Source organism: Bradyrhizobium sp. UFLA05-112, assembly GCF_053572325.1.
In genome coordinates, this window is sequence record NZ_JBANBK010000042.1 from 57092 (window position 1) to 73540 (window position 16449).

Annotated in this window: 15 protein-coding genes and 1 tRNA gene; 9 read left to right on the top strand and 7 right to left on the bottom strand. The window is 64.1% G+C overall.

The window, feature by feature from the left end; genetic code table 11:
• Window positions 1-9: 9 nt before the first annotated feature.
• The 3 genes from SO180_RS23660 to SO180_RS23670 all read right to left on the bottom strand — a co-directional run bounded on the left by SO180_RS23660 (window position 10) and on the right by SO180_RS23670 (window position 3584).
• Window positions 10-1041 (bottom strand): LLM class flavin-dependent oxidoreductase, encoded by a 1032-nt coding sequence (locus SO180_RS23660; protein WP_449381240.1) that lies wholly within the window; start codon window positions 1039-1041, stop codon window positions 10-12.
• Between the two features lie 186 nt (window positions 1042-1227).
• Window positions 1228-1473 carry a hypothetical protein gene (locus tag SO180_RS23665; protein ID WP_449381241.1) on the bottom strand — a complete coding sequence of 82 codons (246 nt, stop codon included), beginning with the start codon at window positions 1471-1473 and terminating at the stop codon, window positions 1228-1230.
• A 47-nt stretch (window positions 1474-1520) separates the two neighbouring features.
• The gene (locus SO180_RS23670) at window positions 1521-3584 is read right to left on the bottom strand and encodes an ATP-dependent helicase (RefSeq protein WP_449381242.1); all 2064 of its coding nucleotides are present in this window, start codon (window positions 3582-3584) and stop codon (window positions 1521-1523) included.
• Between the two features lie 123 nt (window positions 3585-3707).
• Between SO180_RS23670 and SO180_RS23675 the strand changes: the two genes are divergently transcribed.
• Window positions 3708-4301, top strand: a complete 594-nt coding sequence (locus SO180_RS23675; RefSeq protein WP_449381243.1) for a TMEM175 family protein — start codon at window positions 3708-3710, stop codon at window positions 4299-4301.
• A gap of 5 nt (window positions 4302-4306) precedes the next feature.
• Here the strand turns inward: SO180_RS23675 and SO180_RS23680 are convergent, their stop codons facing one another.
• Window positions 4307-4693: a YciI family protein gene (locus SO180_RS23680; protein ID WP_449381244.1), complete on the bottom strand. Its 387-nt coding sequence runs from the start codon at window positions 4691-4693 to the stop codon at window positions 4307-4309.
• A gap of 100 nt (window positions 4694-4793) precedes the next feature.
• Window positions 4794-5507, bottom strand: a complete 714-nt coding sequence (locus SO180_RS23685; RefSeq protein ID WP_449381245.1) for a substrate-binding periplasmic protein — start codon at window positions 5505-5507, stop codon at window positions 4794-4796.
• 340 nt (window positions 5508-5847) lie between these two features.
• On the opposite strand from SO180_RS23685, the gene SO180_RS23690 reads away from it, so the two are divergent.
• Complete coding sequence (locus tag SO180_RS23690; RefSeq protein WP_449381246.1) at window positions 5848-8244, top strand: ATP-binding protein; 2397 nt, start codon at window positions 5848-5850, stop codon at window positions 8242-8244.
• Between the two features lie 300 nt (window positions 8245-8544).
• Here SO180_RS23690 and SO180_RS23695 read toward each other — a convergent pair whose 3' ends face one another.
• Window positions 8545-9219 carry a GntR family transcriptional regulator gene (locus SO180_RS23695; protein ID WP_449381247.1) on the bottom strand — a complete coding sequence of 225 codons (675 nt, stop codon included), beginning with the start codon at window positions 9217-9219 and terminating at the stop codon, window positions 8545-8547.
• A 119-nt stretch (window positions 9220-9338) separates the two neighbouring features.
• On the opposite strand from SO180_RS23695, the gene SO180_RS23700 reads away from it, so the two are divergent.
• From SO180_RS23700 to SO180_RS23730, 7 genes are all read left to right on the top strand, one after another.
• Window positions 9339-10136, top strand: coding sequence for an enoyl-CoA hydratase/isomerase family protein (locus SO180_RS23700; RefSeq protein WP_449381248.1), 798 nt, complete (start codon window positions 9339-9341; stop codon window positions 10134-10136).
• Window positions 10137-10145: 9 nt separating this feature from the next.
• A complete protein-coding gene (locus SO180_RS23705) occupies window positions 10146-11405 on the top strand; it encodes a CaiB/BaiF CoA transferase family protein (RefSeq protein ID WP_449381249.1) in 1260 nt (419 codons plus the stop codon).
• A gap of 60 nt (window positions 11406-11465) precedes the next feature.
• A complete protein-coding gene (locus SO180_RS23710) occupies window positions 11466-12458 on the top strand; it encodes a Bug family tripartite tricarboxylate transporter substrate binding protein (protein WP_449381250.1) in 993 nt (330 codons plus the stop codon).
• Window positions 12459-12506: 48 nt separating this feature from the next.
• Entirely contained in the window at window positions 12507-12989 is a 483-nt protein-coding gene (locus SO180_RS23715; RefSeq protein ID WP_449381251.1) for a tripartite tricarboxylate transporter TctB family protein, read from the top strand.
• Between the two features lie 11 nt (window positions 12990-13000).
• A complete protein-coding gene (locus SO180_RS23720; protein WP_449381252.1) occupies window positions 13001-14536 on the top strand; it encodes a tripartite tricarboxylate transporter permease in 1536 nt (511 codons plus the stop codon).
• A complete protein-coding gene (locus SO180_RS23725) occupies window positions 14533-15564 on the top strand; it encodes a 4-hydroxythreonine-4-phosphate dehydrogenase PdxA (protein WP_449381253.1) in 1032 nt (343 codons plus the stop codon). Before SO180_RS23720 ends, SO180_RS23725 begins: the two co-directional genes overlap by 4 nt.
• A 98-nt stretch (window positions 15565-15662) precedes the next feature.
• Window positions 15663-15736: transfer RNA gene (locus SO180_RS23730), tRNA-Gly, on the top strand.
• Between the two features lie 132 nt (window positions 15737-15868).
• On the opposite strand, the gene SO180_RS23735 is transcribed toward SO180_RS23730, so the two are convergent.
• The gene (locus tag SO180_RS23735) at window positions 15869-16093 is read right to left on the bottom strand and encodes a hypothetical protein (protein WP_449381254.1); all 225 of its coding nucleotides are present in this window, start codon (window positions 16091-16093) and stop codon (window positions 15869-15871) included.
• Window positions 16094-16449: the final 356 nt, after the last annotated feature.

The following is a 16449-nucleotide window of genomic DNA, read 5'->3' on the forward strand; positions in this document are numbered from 1 at the left end:
GGCTAAACCTCAGCCCATGATCTCCTTGACCATCGGGATCACCTTGCTGCCATAGAGCTCGATGCTGCGCATAAGCTTCTCGTGGGGCAAGGGCCCTGCGGAATATTTGAGCTGGAAGCGCGAGATGCCGAGCGCCTTCGCGGTCGCGGCGATCTTGCGCGCGACCGTCTCGGGCGAGCCGACATAGAGCGAGCCGTGATCGGCCTCGTGCACGAACTCGTCGCGGCCCATCGGCGGCCAGCCGCGCTCCTTCCCGATGCGGTCGCGCATGGTCTTGTAGTCGGCCCACAGCTCCTCGCGCGCCAGCGCATCGGTCTCTGCGACATAGCCGGGCGAATGCACGCCGATCGGCTTCACCGCGCGGCCGAATTCCTTGTAGGCGCGGTGATAGAGCTCGACATAGGACGCAAAGCGCCTGGGATCGCCGCCGATGATTGCGAGCATCAAGGGCAGATCGTAATGCGCGGCGCGCACCACCGATTCCGGGCTGCCGCCGACGCCGATCCAGGTTTTGAGCTCGCCGTGCTCGACCGGCGGATAGACGAGCTGGTTCTTCAGCGGCGGACGCAGCTTGCCGTCCCAGGTCACCGGCTTCTGGGACAGGAGTGCGGCGAACAGGTCGAGCTTTTCCTCGAACAGCTCCTCGTAACGGCGCAGGTCGAAGCCAAACAGCGGGAAGGATTCCGTGAACGAGCCGCGCCCGAGGATCACCTCGGCGCGACCGTTCGAAAGCGCGTCCAGCGTCGCAAAGCGCTGGAAGACGCGGATGGGGTCATCCGAGGAGAGCACCGTCACCGCGGAGCCCAGATGGATGCGTTTGGTGCGGGCCGCGATCGCGGCGAGCGCGACTTCCGGCGAGGAGATCGCGAAATCGGCACGGTGATGCTCGCCGAGCCCGATGAAGTCGATGCCGAGCTCGTCCGCCAGCACGGCCTCCTCGACGACGTTACGGATCACCTGCGCATGCGGCAGCGGCATGCCGCCAGCGTCCTTGGTGACGTCGCCAAAGGTATCCAGTCCGAATTCGAGCGATGCGGTCATTGATCAGGTCTCTCGAGCATGATCCGGAAAAGCGTGAAGTGGTTTTCCGAAAGGATCATGCTCAAACAATAGCGAAGGCAGCTGCAGATCTAGTCGTCGGCTTGCCCGTCACAATACCGCTTCAGGAAATCCATGGTTTCCGTTTCGCGACCGGGCGATGCCTGTTGATGGCCGCTGCAGCTCGCATCAAGGCCCGAATTTTTCCGCCATCGCCTCGGGGGCGCGCGCCTGGAGAACGCGGCGCTTCAGCTGCTTCAGCTCCTTGATTTCGGCGACGATGGCCTCGACCGCACGCTTCTGCTGCTGGCGCAGGGTGCGCTGGTCCTTGACGGGAAGGGGTCTCTTGCCTTTCGACGTCTGGATTACCTCGCGTGCGAGCTTCCGCAGCGCATCGAGCTCTGCCTTGATTGCGTTCTTGCCTGCTGTCGTCATCTCCATGCTCCCTTGGAATTCCTCAGGCTTCGGACGCGCGGCCAGCGCTAGCGCCACATGCCCCGCATCCTGGCTCCGATATCGATCTTCGGCCCCTGCGCCGCGGTCCGCGCCGTGCCGGCTTGCGTCTTCGGCCAGGCCGTCCGCTCGAACAGAGGAACGAGCGCTTCCGGAATGAAACGGGTGCGCGAGGCGTAGACGTGGCGATCGCCCGAAGCGGCCTGACCGTGCGTGAAGAAACGCTGCGGCACGATCAAATGCAAGTCGTCCTTGGCGCGGGTCATCGCGACGTAGAGCAGGCGGCGCTCCTCCTCGAGCTCGGCGCTGGTGCCAGCGCCGAGATCGGACGGCATGCAGCCGTCGACCACGTTGAGCAGGAACACCGACTTCCACTCCTGGCCCTTGGCGGAATGGATGGTGGAGAGGATCAAATAGTCCTCGTCGAGCAGGGGAACGCCGGCCTGATCGGATGTCGCATCCGGCGGATCGAGCGTGAGCTCGGTGAGGAATTTTTCGCGCGAAATATAGCCGCTTGCGATCTGCTCGAGCTGCATGAGATCGGCGCGGCGCGTCTCGGCATCCTCATGGATGCGGTCGAGATGCGGCTCGTACCAGAGGCGCGCACGCTCGAGGTCGGCGGGCCATTCCGAATAGCTGAGATTCTCGACCGTGCGAATGAAGGTGGTCCAGTCGTCGCCGGTGCGCGGCGGTGCGGGAAGTTTTGTGAGTGCGGCAAGCGGCGAGGGACTCTCCGCCATGTGGTCGAGCACGCGCTGCGCCGTTGCAGGTCCAACGCCGGGCAAGAGATGCAGGATGCGAAAGCCGGCGACGCGGTCGCGCGGGTTCTCGATGAAGCGCAGCAGCGCCAGCATGTCCTTGACATGCGCGGCGTCGAGGAATTTCAGCCCGCCGAACTTGACGAAGGGGATGTTGCGGCGGGTCAACTCGATTTCCAGCGGACCCGAATGCGAGGAGGTGCGGAACAGCACCGCCTGGTGCTTGAGCAGCGAGCCCTGCTCGCGATTGGCCAGGACCTGCTCGACGATGTAGCGCGCCTGCTCGGCCTCGTCGCGCACGGCGACGAGCTGCGGCTTGTGCGAAGAGGTGCGGTCGGTCCAGAGATTCTTGGTGAAGCGCTCCCGTGCAAGGCCGATCACGCCATTGGCGGCCGCCAGCACTGCTTGCGTCGAGCGATAGTTGCGGTCCAGCGTGATGATCTCGGCGCGCGGCGAAAAGCTTTGCGGGAACTCGAGGATGTTGCGCACGGTGGCGGCGCGGAACGAATAGATCGACTGCGCATCGTCGCCGACTACGGTGAGGCCTCGGCCCTCCGGCTTCAGTGCCAGCAGGATGGTCGATTGCAACCGGTTGGTGTCCTGATATTCGTCGACCAGTACTTGATCGAAGCGGCCGCCGATCTCCTCGGCGATGCCAGCGTCGCTCATCATCTGCGCCCAATAGAGCAGGAGGTCGTCATAGTCGAGCACGTGCTGCGCCTGCTTGGCCTCGACATAGGCCGCAAACAGCCGCTTCAGCTCCGAAGACCAGCCCGCGCACCAGGGATAATGCTGGCCGAGCACCTTTTCGATCTCCAGCTCGGCATTGACGCAGCGGGAATAGATCGACAGGCAGGTGCCCTTCGCTGGAAAGCGGGTTTCGGTTCGCGACAATCCGCAGTCATGCCGCACCAGATTCATCAGGTCTGCTGAATCTTCGCGGTCGTGGATGGTGAAGGCCGGATCGACGCCGATCCGCTCGGCATATTCGCGCAAGAGCCGCGCGCCGATGCCGTGGAAGGTGCCGGCCCAGCTCAAGGCATCGCGCATGATCGCGGCGTTGTTCTCGCCGAGCACTTTTCTGGCGATCCGCTCCACGCGGGCGGCCATCTCGGCGGCCGCGCGGCGCGAAAACGTCATCAGCAGGATCCGGCGCGGGTCGGCGCCCGCGACGATCAAATGCGCGACCCGGTGGGCGAGCGTGTTGGTCTTGCCGGAGCCGGCTCCGGCAATGACGAGGAGGGGGCCGCCGATGGTGCTGCCATCAGCCACGCCATGCTCGACGGCGCGGCGCTGCTCGGCATTCAGCGTGTCCAGATATGTCGTAGTCGCCACGAATCGCCCCGGTGAAAGCCGCAGATTCCGCGATCCGGCCGCGATCCGCAATGCGGCTGGACGGGGCGCGATTTAGGATCTAGGGGAGAAGCTCGACCTTGGTTCCAGCCTCGTGCCCCCTAAATGACCGACCAAGATACCGACCAGTTCGAGATGCGCCGGCTGGAGTCGCTCAGCAACACCATTTTCGGTGTCGCCATGACTCTGCTCGCCTATAGCCTGCCCAAGGCCGACGAGCTCAAGACGGCGCCGACCTGGAGCGATCTCGACCATCTCTATTCCGGACGCGTGGCGGGCCTGATCCTGACCTTCGTCGTCGCCGGCGTGTTCTGGATCAGTCATCATCGTCGCCTTGCGCGCCAGCCCGAGGCCGGCCGAGGTGTGGTGCTGCTCAATCTCGTCTTCCTGCTCTCGATCATCCTGCTGCCGGTCACCAACGGACTCTATGGCAGTTACCGGCTGAGCAGTGCCGTTGCGGTGCTCTATGGCCTGCATCTGACCGCGATCGCGAGCCTCAATGCCTGGCTCTGGTGGCTTGCGTCCCGTGCCGGCCACCGTCACGAGATTGCCGGCGCGATCTTTCCAGTGCTGGTGTTCGTGCCGGGCACGCTCGTGGCAGTGGTCGCGCCGGAATATGCGCAATTCGTCTGGTTTCTCGCCTTCGGAGCGTTATTGATGCGCCGGTTCGTGAAGGGGAATCCGGCCAGAAGCGCTTGAGGACGTCATCCCTCGGCCGCTGTCGTGCCAAACCCATCGGCCGGAAGGAAAAGCTTGATCGGGCGGATTTCGTAGACCGCGCTCGGATTGACCCTGCGCAGTTCCCGCGCGGCGGCGATCGCGCCGGCCTCGTCCGAAAACTCCATGATGTAGAAACCGAGCAGTTGTTCCTTGGTTTCGGCAAAAGGTCCGTCCAGCACCCTGCCCACGCCGGGGCCGCGCAGCGTGCGGGCCTTCCCGGTCTGGTCGAGCCGTGCCGCGGGTCCGAAATGTCCCCTGGCTTTCAAGGGTTCTTGGACCTCGCGAAGCCCCTTCATGACGGCGGCGTCCTCGTCTTTCGTCCAGGACATGACCTCGCTTTCCACGTGATAGGCCAGGATGGCGTAGAGCATCGTCACCTCGCTTGTTTTCCGCCTTTGCCGGTTCAAGGACGGATGACGGCCGATGAATCCGACAATCCTCGATCTGGAAATATTTTAACCGCCCCCGCCGTCAGGACTCGCTCAGCACCTGCTTGACGAGCCGCTCGCGCAATCTGGCGAGCTCGCCGCTTGCGGTCATTTCTTCGATCACCTTTCCGACCTTCGGCACGAGGTCGCGGTGGCGTTCGTGCAGATAGTGGTAGATGTCGATACGTTCGAGTGGCGGCGAAAGCGGATAGATCCGTGCCTGCAGGTTGAGCTTGCGCACGGCGACGAGCCCGCTGAACAGATCGGTGACGATCACGTCGAAGCGGTCAGCGTCCAGCATCTGGATCAGGCTCTCAAGGTTCGTGGTCGCGGTGACGCGGCCAAATCCATGCGTGCCGTTCTCCGAGGAACCGACGCCCCGCACGATGCCGATGCTGTAGTCCTTGATCGAATCCCAGCCGGCGACGTCAAAACGAAGCTTCGTGGCGAAGACCGCCGGCTCGATATAGTTGATCGCGGGCGTCACCCGGAGCAGCGTCGGGTAATCCTTGGACAGCGTGCCGATGCGCTGGATCTCGCCGTCGAGTTCGCCTGCGCTCGAAAGCGCGAGCGCGCGTTTTCCGGGCACATCCTCGAATTCGAGCTTGATGTTCAGCCGCGCATAGACGACGCGCAGCATCTCGCCGCCGACATACTGATCGGGAATGTTGGCGATCCGCGCCAGCCGGATGACCGACTGTGCCTGTGAGGGATGGGCGAACAGCAGCAATGCGCCAACAAGACATATCCGCCACATGATGCGTCTCCCGCTCGTCCTTGCTACCACTGGATTCATGGCCCGGTGCGATCTACCGCGGATGGTGATCGGCCCTGCGAATCACAACGGCCATCCGCCACCAGTGAGGCGGGGCCTACTCCGCACTTTGACCGATGACATTTTAGCACGCATGGTGCTAGTTTGCGGAGGCTTCCTGCGGCTGGGCACAAAAATTGACCCCCACAGACGAATCATCGTCCAGGATCTAGCAGGGAGGCTGCGCCCTTGGGGCGGGTCTTCCAGGGGAGGCCGAACTGTCGAACCGCGGCAGGCCGCAACGGGCCGACGCAGGATTGTCGCCATCTCGGGGGAGTGGTGCATGGGCAACGCAGGTGAGCACGATCCCAATCGCGGCCGCGCCATTGCGCCGGCGGCCGCGAATGAGGATCTGGTACGAATAGGGGTCCCGATCGGGCCCCCGCTGCCGCGCGTCTTCTCGTGGTTTCGCAGCGGCATCGGCCTGCGCCTGCTGTCCGCCGTGCTGCTGTTCTCCTCGATCGTGACGTTGACCCTGACCGCGCTTCAGCTCTATCTCGACTACGATCGCGAGATGGGCATCATCGAGACGCGGCTCAACGAGATCGGCCGCAGCTATCTCGGCAGCCTCGGCGAGAGCCTCTGGAGCCTCGACAAAAACCAGCTCGAGCTCCAGCTCAACGGCATCATGCGACTGCCGGACATCCAAGCGGTCGAGGTCCGCGAATTCGCCGATCGTCCGAAACCGATTCGGGTGGCGGTCGGCGAAAGCGGTGGCCGAGCGGTGGTGGCCCGCGACTATCCCATCGACTACGTCATGCAAGGCGAGAAGCACAGGATCGGCACGCTGCATGTCGAGGCGACGCTGACCGACGTCTACAGGCAATTGCTGAACCGGGCCCTGATCATCCTGGCGAGCCAGGCGGCCAAGACGTTCCTCGTCTCCCTCTTCATCATCTACATGTTCCATTTGCTGGTGACCCGGCATCTCGTCGCCATTGCCGAGTTCGTCAGCAAATACACGCTGGCGCGGCCGCAGCCGCCGCTGCGCCTGGAGCGCGGGCCGACGCACGAGGTCGACGAGCTCGACAAGGTGATCGATGCGTTCAATGCCATGAGCGCGAGTCTGCAGCGTGCTTATGGCGATCTGCGGCTCGCCAATACCAATCTGGAGCACGATCTCCAGGTCCGGCGGCGTGCCGAGGGTGATGCGCGCCGCAGCGAACAGCGCTTCCGCGACTACGCGGAAACCGCCTCCGACTGGTTCTGGGAGACCGGGCCGGATCATGTGTTCACTTATATCTCGGATCGCGCCGGCTCCTTCGGGATGGCGCGCGATCTCGTGATCGGCAGGCGGCGTCCCGACGGCGCAATCGATCGGGAGACCGAGCCGCAGAAATGGCGCGACCACATGGCTGCGCTGGAACGCCACGAGCCGTTCCGCAAGTTCGAGTATCGCGGCCGCGATGCAACCGGACGCATCAGGCATTTCAGCGTCAACGGCCGGCCGGTGTTCGACGCCGACGGTCGCTTCCTGGGGTATCGCGGCTCGACCACCGACCTCACCGACCAGCACGAGACCGAGGAGCGGCTGCGGCAATCGCAGAAGATGGATGCGATCGGCCAGCTCACCGGCGGCGTCGCGCATGATTTCAACAACGTGCTGACGGTCATCACCGGGACGATCGAGATCCTTCAGGAGGGCCTTGCGGACAAGCCGCAGCTTGCCGCGATCGCGCAGCTCATCGACGACGCGGCGACGCGCGGCGCCGAGATCACCTCCCAGCTCCTGACCTTCGCGCGGCGCCAGCCGCTCGACCCGCGGGAGATCGACGTCAACGGCCTCGTGGTCGAGACCGCGCGGCTGCTCAAGCCGATCCTCGGCGAGCACATCGAGATCGACGCCGAACTCGCTGACGATGCGTGGTTCGCGATGGCCGATCCGTCGCAGCTTTCCTCGGCGATCGTCAATCTCGCCGTCAACGCGCGCGACGCCATGCCGGGCGGCGGTAAGCTCACGCTTCAGACCGCCAATCGCGTGCTCGACGGCGTGGGCGAGTCCGGTGATCGCGAGATGGAGCCCGGCGAGTTCGTGATGATCGCGGTGGCCGATAGCGGCCATGGCATCCCCGCCGACATCCGCGACCGCGTGTTCGAGCCGTTCTTCACCACCAAGGGCGTGGGCCGCGGCACCGGGCTTGGGCTCAGCATGGTCTACGGCTTCGCCAAGCAGACCGGCGGCACGGTCGCGATCGACAGCGAGGAAGGTCGCGGCACGGTGGTGAAGCTGTTTCTGCCGCGCTCCGTCGGCCGGATGGCGAGCCAGGCCGGGCCCGTGGCCGCGCCCAGCGTGCCGCGCGGGCACGAGACGATCCTGGTGGTCGAGGACGATCCCCTGGTGCAGGGCTATGTGATCGCCCAGCTTGGCAGTCTCGGCTATCGGACGCTGGTTGCCAGCGATGGCGCGGCCGCGCTCGCGCTGGTCGGGCAGGGCATCAAGTTCGATCTCTTGTTCACCGACATCATCATGCCCGGCGGCATGAACGGACGGGAATTGGCCGAAGCGATCCGCGAGCGCCGTCCCGATGTGAGGGTGCTCTATACGTCAGGCTATACCGACGACGCCATCGTGCATGAGGGGCACCTCGATCCCGGTATCGCGCTGCTGAGAAAACCATACCGGAAGTCGGAGCTGTCGCAGATGATCCGCGAAGTGCTGACCGGCGGCCTGCCGCATTGATCCCGGCGCAAGACGACCGGCTTGTGCGCGAAAAACAAAAGGCGCGGCGGGGAAAACCCCGTCGCGCCCGATCTGTTGTCTCGCTGGTCCAGGGCTGAGAGCGCCCCGTTGCCAGGCTTCACGTCAAAGCCTAGCGGGCGATCCCAGCGAGGTGACAGCGCTTGAGATAAGACACTGGATCACCTCCTTTCGTTGGTTTCGGGAGACTCAATATAGGTCGAGATCGCGCGGCTGTTAAGGGGCGGAATTGTTGCCGCTGGCCGGGAATAAATCGCCAGCTCTGATGATCTCGTCGCGTGCTCAGTCGTCGTCTTCATCCGCGGCGGCGACGGCCGCGCCGTCCGTCTCTGCAAAACCCGCCTGCAAAACCTCCTCGCGCTTGTGGCGCAGGTGGGCGCGCAGGATGTGGGCGAGGCCCGTGCCGTCACGCCGCTGGAGCGCATTGAGGATCGCTTCGTGCTCCCTGACGGCGAGTGCCCAGCGCCGCGGCGTCATCGGCGTGACGTAGCGCGCGCGGCGAATGCGTGCCGTCACGGAATTATAGAGACTTGCGAGCACGGGATTGCCGGCTGCGGTGACGATGGCTTCGTGGATGGTGCGATTGCAGCGGTAGTACTGGATCAGATCGCCATCGCGATAATGCTGCGCCATCGCCGTTTGCGCGGCGCCAATCTCGTCGACCTCGTCCTCGGTGATGCGCTCGCAGGCGAGTTCGCCGGCGAGCGCCTCGAGGCCCTGGCAGACCTCGAAGAGGTCGCGCATATCCTTGTCGGTCAGCTTGGCCGCTCGCGAGCCGCGATGGGGCAGCAGTTGCACGAGGCCCTCCGCGGCGAGCACCTTGAGCGCCTCGCGCAGCGGCGTGCGCGAGATCTGGAGCCGCTCGCACAGTTCGCGCTCGGGTATCCGCGCGCCCGGCGGGATTTCGCCGTCGAGCAGGATGGCACGGATGCGGCTGACGACGTCCTCATGAAGCATGGGACAAGGCTCTATTTTGAATGCAAAAGTGAGTTTATAGACTTAAATATACAAAGTTCCAGCTTGAAAATCCCATATTTTGCATTCAAAAATGTAAAAAACAAAAGGGATGTGAGGAAATGGACCTCCAAGTCGCAGAGGCGGAACACCTCGTTTTCGAACGTGGGGACGGCATCGGGCGGATCATTTTCAACCGCCCACAGGCCCGCAACGCCTTCACCTTCGCCATGTATGAGCGGCTAGCCGCGATTTGCGAAGAAGCGAACAGCGATCATTCCATCAAGGTGCTGGTGCTGCGCGGTGCAGGCGACAAGGCCTTCGCCTCGGGCACAGACATCAATCAATTCCGCGAATTCAGGACGCCGCAGGACGCGCTCGATTACGAGAACCGGATCGATCGCGTGCTCACCACGCTCGAGCAATGCCGGGTGCCGACGATCGCGGCGATCAACGGCTTCTGCACCGGCGGAGGGGCGGGGATCGCGGCGGCCTGCGATCTGCGCATCGGCACGAAGAGCGCGCGTATCGGATTTCCCATTGCGCGAACGCTCGGCAATTGCTTGTCGATGTCCAACGTCAGCCGTCTCACCGCGATCATTGGGGCCGCGCGCGTCAAGGATCTGATCTTCACTGCGCGCCTCGTCGACGCCGCGGAAGCCGCAAGCCTCGGTCTGCTCAGCGAAATCGTCGAGGATGGTACGGCACTCGACAAGCGTGCCGACGAGGTCGCGCGCCTGCTCGCCAGCCACGCGCCGCTGACGCTGAGCGCGACGAAGCAGGCGGTGGCCCGCTTGCAAAAGCGGCTGACGCGGGAGGAGGGCGAAGACCTCATCCTGATGTGTTACACGAGCCAGGATTTTCGCGAAGGGCTCGATGCTTTCCTCAACAAGCGCGCCCCGCAATGGCGCGGCCAATAGGACGAGCCGATGAAAAAGGATCAATCGCACTCCACCGCTCGTGCCACGGGACCGCTGGCCGGCCTCAAGGTGATCGATCTCACCCATGTCATGGCCGGACCGACCTGCACGCTGATGCTCGCCGACATGGGCGCCGACGTCATCAAGATCGAGAAATGGCCGAACGGCGATGACACCCGCCATTCGGTGCCGCCGAAGATCGGCGACGAGGCCGCCTCCTTCCTGATGATGAACCGCAACAAGCGCGGCATCGTGCTGGATCTGAAGACCGCGGGCGGCAAGGAGGTGCTGCGACGGCTGATCGCGAGCGCCGACGTGCTGGTCGAGAATTTCGCGCCGGGCGCCATGGAGCGCCTCGGCTTCGGCTACGAGGACCTGCACAGAGAGTTTCCGGCGCTGATCTATTGCTCGCTTTCGGGCTTTGGCCGCACAGGTCCTTACAAGCACCGTCGCGGTTTCGATCTCGTCGCGCAGGCGATGAGCGGCATCATGAGTTTTACCGGCGAACGCCCCGACGGTCCGCCGGTGAAATGCGGGCCGCCGCTGTCCGATATCACTGCCGGCCTGCTCGCGAGTATGGGGATCCTTGCGGCCTACACGCATCGCCTGAAGACCGGCGAGGGGCAGTGGGTCGAGACCTCCCTCTATGAAGCAGCCCTGGTGCAGACCTATTGGCAATCGACGATTGCGCTGGCCGCGGGCACCGCGCCGCGCGCGATGGGCTCGGCGCATCCGCTCAACGCGCCGTATCAGGCCTTTGAAGCCTCCGACGGCTGGCTGGTAGTCGGCGGCGCCAACAAGAAGCATTGGCTGTTGATGCTGGAGGCGCTGGGCGCGAGCGAGCTCGCCGCCGATCCGCGCTTCGTCACCGGTGCCGACCGCATGGCGCATCTCAAGCAGCTCGAGGAGGTTTTGAGCGAACGCTTCCGCACCGGGACGCGGGCGCATTGGCTCGCGGCGCTGGATGAGAAGGGTGTGCCGTGCGGACCCGTGCACGACATGCTGGAAGCCCTGAGCGATCCGCAGACGCTGGCGCGCGAGATGGTCGTCGAGGTCGAGCATTCAACGCTCGGTCCGGTGAAGACCATCGGGCTACCCGTCAAGTTCTCGGAGACGCCCGGCAAGGTCCGTTCCGGCGCGCCCGTCTATGGCGAGCACACGCGCGAGGTGCTGGCGGAATACGGGTTCGACGAACAACAGATCGAAGCGCTGGAAAAACAGGGCGCAATCGTATCGGCGTCCACACCGCGCGAGGAACGAGTCGCCTGACCGGGCGTCGATACGACAAACAAGAACAACAGCCAAAAAGGCAAAAAATCGGAGGACATCATGCGTAGCACGTCAACATTTCTGCTTTCCGCAGCCGCGGTCATCCTCGCCGGCACGGTGCCGGCACTTGCGGCCTGGCAACCGCAGAAGCCGATCGAGTTCGTCGCCACGGCCGGGCCGGGTGGCGGCACCGACAATCTTGCGCGCGCGGTGCAGAACATCATCACCAAATACAAGCTGACGGAGCAGCCGATCGTCGTCGTCAACAAGGGCGGTGGCAGCGGTGCCGAGGGCTATGTCTACGGCAAGGTCTCCGCAGGCGATCCCTACAAGGTCATTTTCGGCACGTCGAATGCGTGGCAGCAGCCGCTCGTCTCCAAGGTCGCCTTCAACTACACCGACCTCACTCCCATTGCGGCGATGGCGCAGGACGAGTTTTTGCTCTGGGTCAAGCAGGACGCGCCCTACAAGACCGCGGGCGACTATCTGAAGGCGGCGGCATCGAGCGAATTCAAGATGGGCGGCGCGCAGTCAAAGGACACCGACGAGGTGCTGACCCGCATGATCGAGAAGGCCGGTCACGTCAAACTGACCTACATCCCCTTCAAGAGTGGCGCCGAGGCCGCCGTGCAGCTCGCTGGCGGGCACATCGATTCCCACGTCAACAATCCCAGCGAAAGCCTCGGACAATGGCGCGGCGGAACGCAGCGCCCGCTCTGCGCCTTCAGCCCGAAGCGGCTGCCGCAGGGTCCGAAGATCACCGCGACCGAAGGCTGGAGCGACGTTCCGACCTGCGTCGAGCAGGGCCTCGACATCAAGCAATATGAGCAGCCGCGCACGGTGTGGCTGCCTGGCAAGGTCACGCCAGACCAGACCGCGTTCTATGTCGACCTCATGAAGAAGGTGCAGGCGACGCCGGAATGGAAGGACTACATCGAGAAGACCTCCCAGGTCGACACGTTCCTGACCGGCGGCGACTTCGACAAGTTCATCAAGGAGGACCTCGAGCACCTCAAGCAGGTGGCGAGCGAGCAGGGCTGGCTCATCAAGTAAAAAGGCTAAGCTGCAATCCTGATGTCTCGTATCGGACTGGAGTCCTCGATGATATCGCGCCGCGCTCTTGAACTTTCGACCGCCATCCTCACCGGCAGCTTTGGTGTGGCGGTTGTCGTCTCCAGCCTCGACAACGGCATCGGATGGTCGAGCGCGGGTGTCGACGCCGGCACGTTTCCGTTCCTGACCGGTGTCATCATCGTTCTTGGCAGCCTCTACAATCTGGTGCGTGGCGCATTGCCGGCCGTGACGCTCGCGAGCGTTCCCGTGGCGATCACACCGACCGAGCTGCGCCGGCTCGCAAGCCTGTTCGTTCCGGCCGCGATGTTCGTTGCGGCCATCCCGCTGCTCGGGATGTATCTCGCCTCGGCCATCTATATCTTCGCGGTGCTCGCGATCCCCAGATATCAATCCGTGCCGCGTGCGCTCGCCATGGCGGCGGCGACAGCGCTCGCGCTCTACGTGGTGTTCGAGCGCATGTTCCAGGTCACGCTGCCGCATGGCGCGCTCGCCGCCGCGTTCGGGTTCTGACGGAGAAGCCAATGGATAATCTCCAGGAACTCCTGCACGGCTTCACCATCGCGGTCACGGTGCCGCATCTGGTGCTGATGGTGATCGGCGTGCTGCTCGGCATTCTCGTGGGCGTCCTGCCGGGGCTGGGTGCGCCGAATGGCGTGTCGCTGCTCTTGCCGCTGACCTTCGGCATGCAGCCGGTGTCGGCGATCATCCTCCTCTCCAGCATGTATTGGGGCGCGCTGTTCGGCGGCTCCGTGACCTCGATCCTGTTCAACATCCCCGGGGAGCCATCGTCGGTGGCGACCACCTTCGACGGCTATCCGATGGCACGCGACGGACGGCCGACGACGGCACTCGCCACCGCCTTCGGCTCGGCCGCGTTCGGCGCGCTGGTCGGCGTCATCCTGATCACCTTCCTGGCCTCATGGGTGGCGCAGGTCGCGCTCGCCTTCGGGCCGCCGGAATATTTTGCGGTCTATTTCCTCGCCTTTGCGAGCTTCGTCGGCATGGGCGGCGCGGCGCCGATCAAGACCGTCGTGGCGCTCGCGATCGGTTTTGCGATCGCTGCGATCGGCATCGACACCGTCTCCGGCAGCGTGCGCCTCACCATGGGCGTCGACGAGCTCGTCAAGGGTGTGAGCTTCGTCGTCGCGGTCATGGGCCTGTTCGGCATCGGCGAGCTCCTGGTCGCCGTCGAGGAGGAGGTTCATGCCCGCGCGGTCTCCTCGAAGATCGACTGGGGCGAGGTGTTTCGCGCGGTGGCGCGCCTGCCGCGGCATGGCATTGCCTTGCTGCGCAGTGCTGCGATCGGATGCTGGATGGGGATCACGCCGGGCGGGCCGACGGCGGCGTCCTTCATGAGCTACGGCATCGCCCGGCGCTTCTCACGCCGCGGCCGGCATTTCGGCACCGGCGAGGTCGAAGGCATCATCTCGCCGGAGACGGCCGATCATGCGGCGGGCACCAGCGCATTGTTGCCAATGCTCTCGCTCGGCATTCCTGGCTCCGCCACTGCGGCAGTGATGATGGGTGGGCTGATGATCTGGGGGCTCAATCCCGGACCGATGCTGTTCGTCGACCAGAAGGATTTCGTCTGGGGCCTGATCGCCTCGATGTATGTCGGCAACATCGTCGCCGTCGCGCTCGTCCTGCTCACCGTGCCCGTCTTTGCCGCCCTGATGCGCATCCCCTTCGTCGTCATCGCGCCGCTGATCGTGATCATCTGCGTCGTCGGCGCCTATTCGGTGTCGAACTCCTATCTCGACGTGGTCATGATGCTCGGCTTCGGGATCGTCGGCTATCTCTTCAAGAAGCTGTTCTATCCCTTGGCACCATTGGTGCTCGCGATCGTCATCGGCGACAAGGCGGAGGACGCATTCCGGCAGTCGATGCTGATGTCCAAGGGCTCGCTCGGAATTTTCTTTGCCAACCGGCTGGTGACGTGTCTGGTGGTGGCCGGCATTGCGCTGTTGCTGCTTCCGCTCGTGCTGCAGCTCACGCGTCTCTGGCGCAAGCCCACGTCCATTGCCGAGACGACAAGCCAGGAAAAGGTGATCATATGAACGCAAAGCCGCTTGTCGCATTGGCGATGGGAGATCCCGCCGGCATCAGCCCGGAGCTGACAGCCAGGCTCGCGGCGCTCGACGACATCCGCGCCCGTGCCCGGCTCGTCGTGATCGGCGACCGCCGCATCTTCGACGAGGGCGCGCGCGTCGCCGGCGTTACTCCAGAGCTGAAGACGGTGGAGCAGGGCGCTGATTTTCGCGCGGCGGAGGGCGATGCGCTGTTTGTCGATTTTGGCCATCTCGCCCCCGCGGAGGTCGAACGTGGTGTTGCGAGCCTTGCCGGGGGCAGGTTCGCGCTGGCAAATTACCGCCACGCGCTCGAGCTTGGCCGCGATGGCCGCGTCGATGCGGTCTGCTTCACCCCGTTCAACAAGCAGGCGATGCGGCTTGCGCGCGCCGACTATGACGACGAGATTGCGTTCTCGGCGGAAGTCGCCGGGCTCAAGACCGCGGCGAGCGAGTTCAATGTGCTGGGCCAGCTCTGGAACGCGCGGGTCACCTCGCACATTCCGCTGAAGGACGTCGCGGCGCGATTGTCCGTTGAGCGCATCCATCGCGCACTGAAACTGACCGACAGCTGCATGCGCAACGCCGGCTTTGCGCGGCCGCGCATTGCGGTCGCCGGGCTCAACCCGCATGCCGGCGACGGCGGCAATTTCGGTCGCGAGGAGATCGACATCATCGCGCCCGCGGTCGAAGTCGGCCAGCGCGAGGGTATCGCCGCCGAGGGGCCGTTCCCGGCTGACACGGTGTTTCTGCGTGCAAAGAACGGTGCCTTCGATGCGGTGCTGACGATGTATCACGACCAGGGACAGATCGCGATGAAGCTCATGGGCTTTGATCGCGGCGTAACCCTCCTCGGGGGCTTTCCGTTTCCGATCTGCACGCCCGCACACGGCACCGCCTACGACATCGCGGGCCAGGGGATCGCGTCCACCGGCGCCAGCCGCGCCGCTCTCCTGCTCGCCGCCGAGATGGCCGGCCGTCGCGGCAGGGCGGAGGAGGTGCGGGCCGCAGCGTCCTGACATGGCGGCGCGCGATGGAGCTCGGCTGTTCGCAACGCCAAAAGGCGGGGTCTGGACGGTTGAGGCGCCCGGCGCGGCGTGTTAGGGGATGCCTCAATGCGGGTGTAGCTCAATGGTAGAGCAGCAGCCTTCCAAGCTGAATACGAGGGTTCGATTCCCTTCACCCGCTCCAATGATTTCAATGACTTAGCCTGCGAGTGCGCCTAAATTCCAACAAGTCGGGCTGAACGCTTCCGACCAAGTTCTGGCGGCCTGTTCGCGATGGTTCGTGCCATGAAGGTCGAGTTCAATCTCGGGCGAGTGCTCAGGCATTCTGGCCGCGCTTCTTGATGCGCTTCAACTGGGCCATCTGCGTGATGCTGGGCTTCGACGTTCTGATGCTGAAGGGCGCTGCTGCAACCGCAATTGGCTGGGCAGGACACTCGCTTGTAGCTGTCAGCCCATAGCGACTTCTGACGAAGCTCTCCCCGCAACTGCAACGACGGATTTTCTCGCACCAGATTTCCTCAACGGAGGCGGTCGCGCGCATCCCGCAGTTCTCACACTCCCCAAAGGACCGAGAAGCCGATGAGGCCCAGACAAAAAGAAAGACCGCCTGCGTTGCCACAAGCGGCCCAAGTCTAGGGAGGAAACGCCCAAGGAGGGCGTGCGATAGCGGGAGCGCTACCGCACGCCCTGTAGATAAGACGATCGCGATCGCGGCTCAATTGGAACTCGGCAAGTATCGGTCATCCAAACGGGTAACGGACCTATACAAAGGTTTACGTGCCCGCCCTTACAGCCGATCCGTCTCGGCTCACGTCTGCTTAGTGTCAAACGCCATCCGGAACTGCCCCCTTTGCGTCATGAAGAACTGCCCCCACCCTCGGGTTCATGATGTCGGTT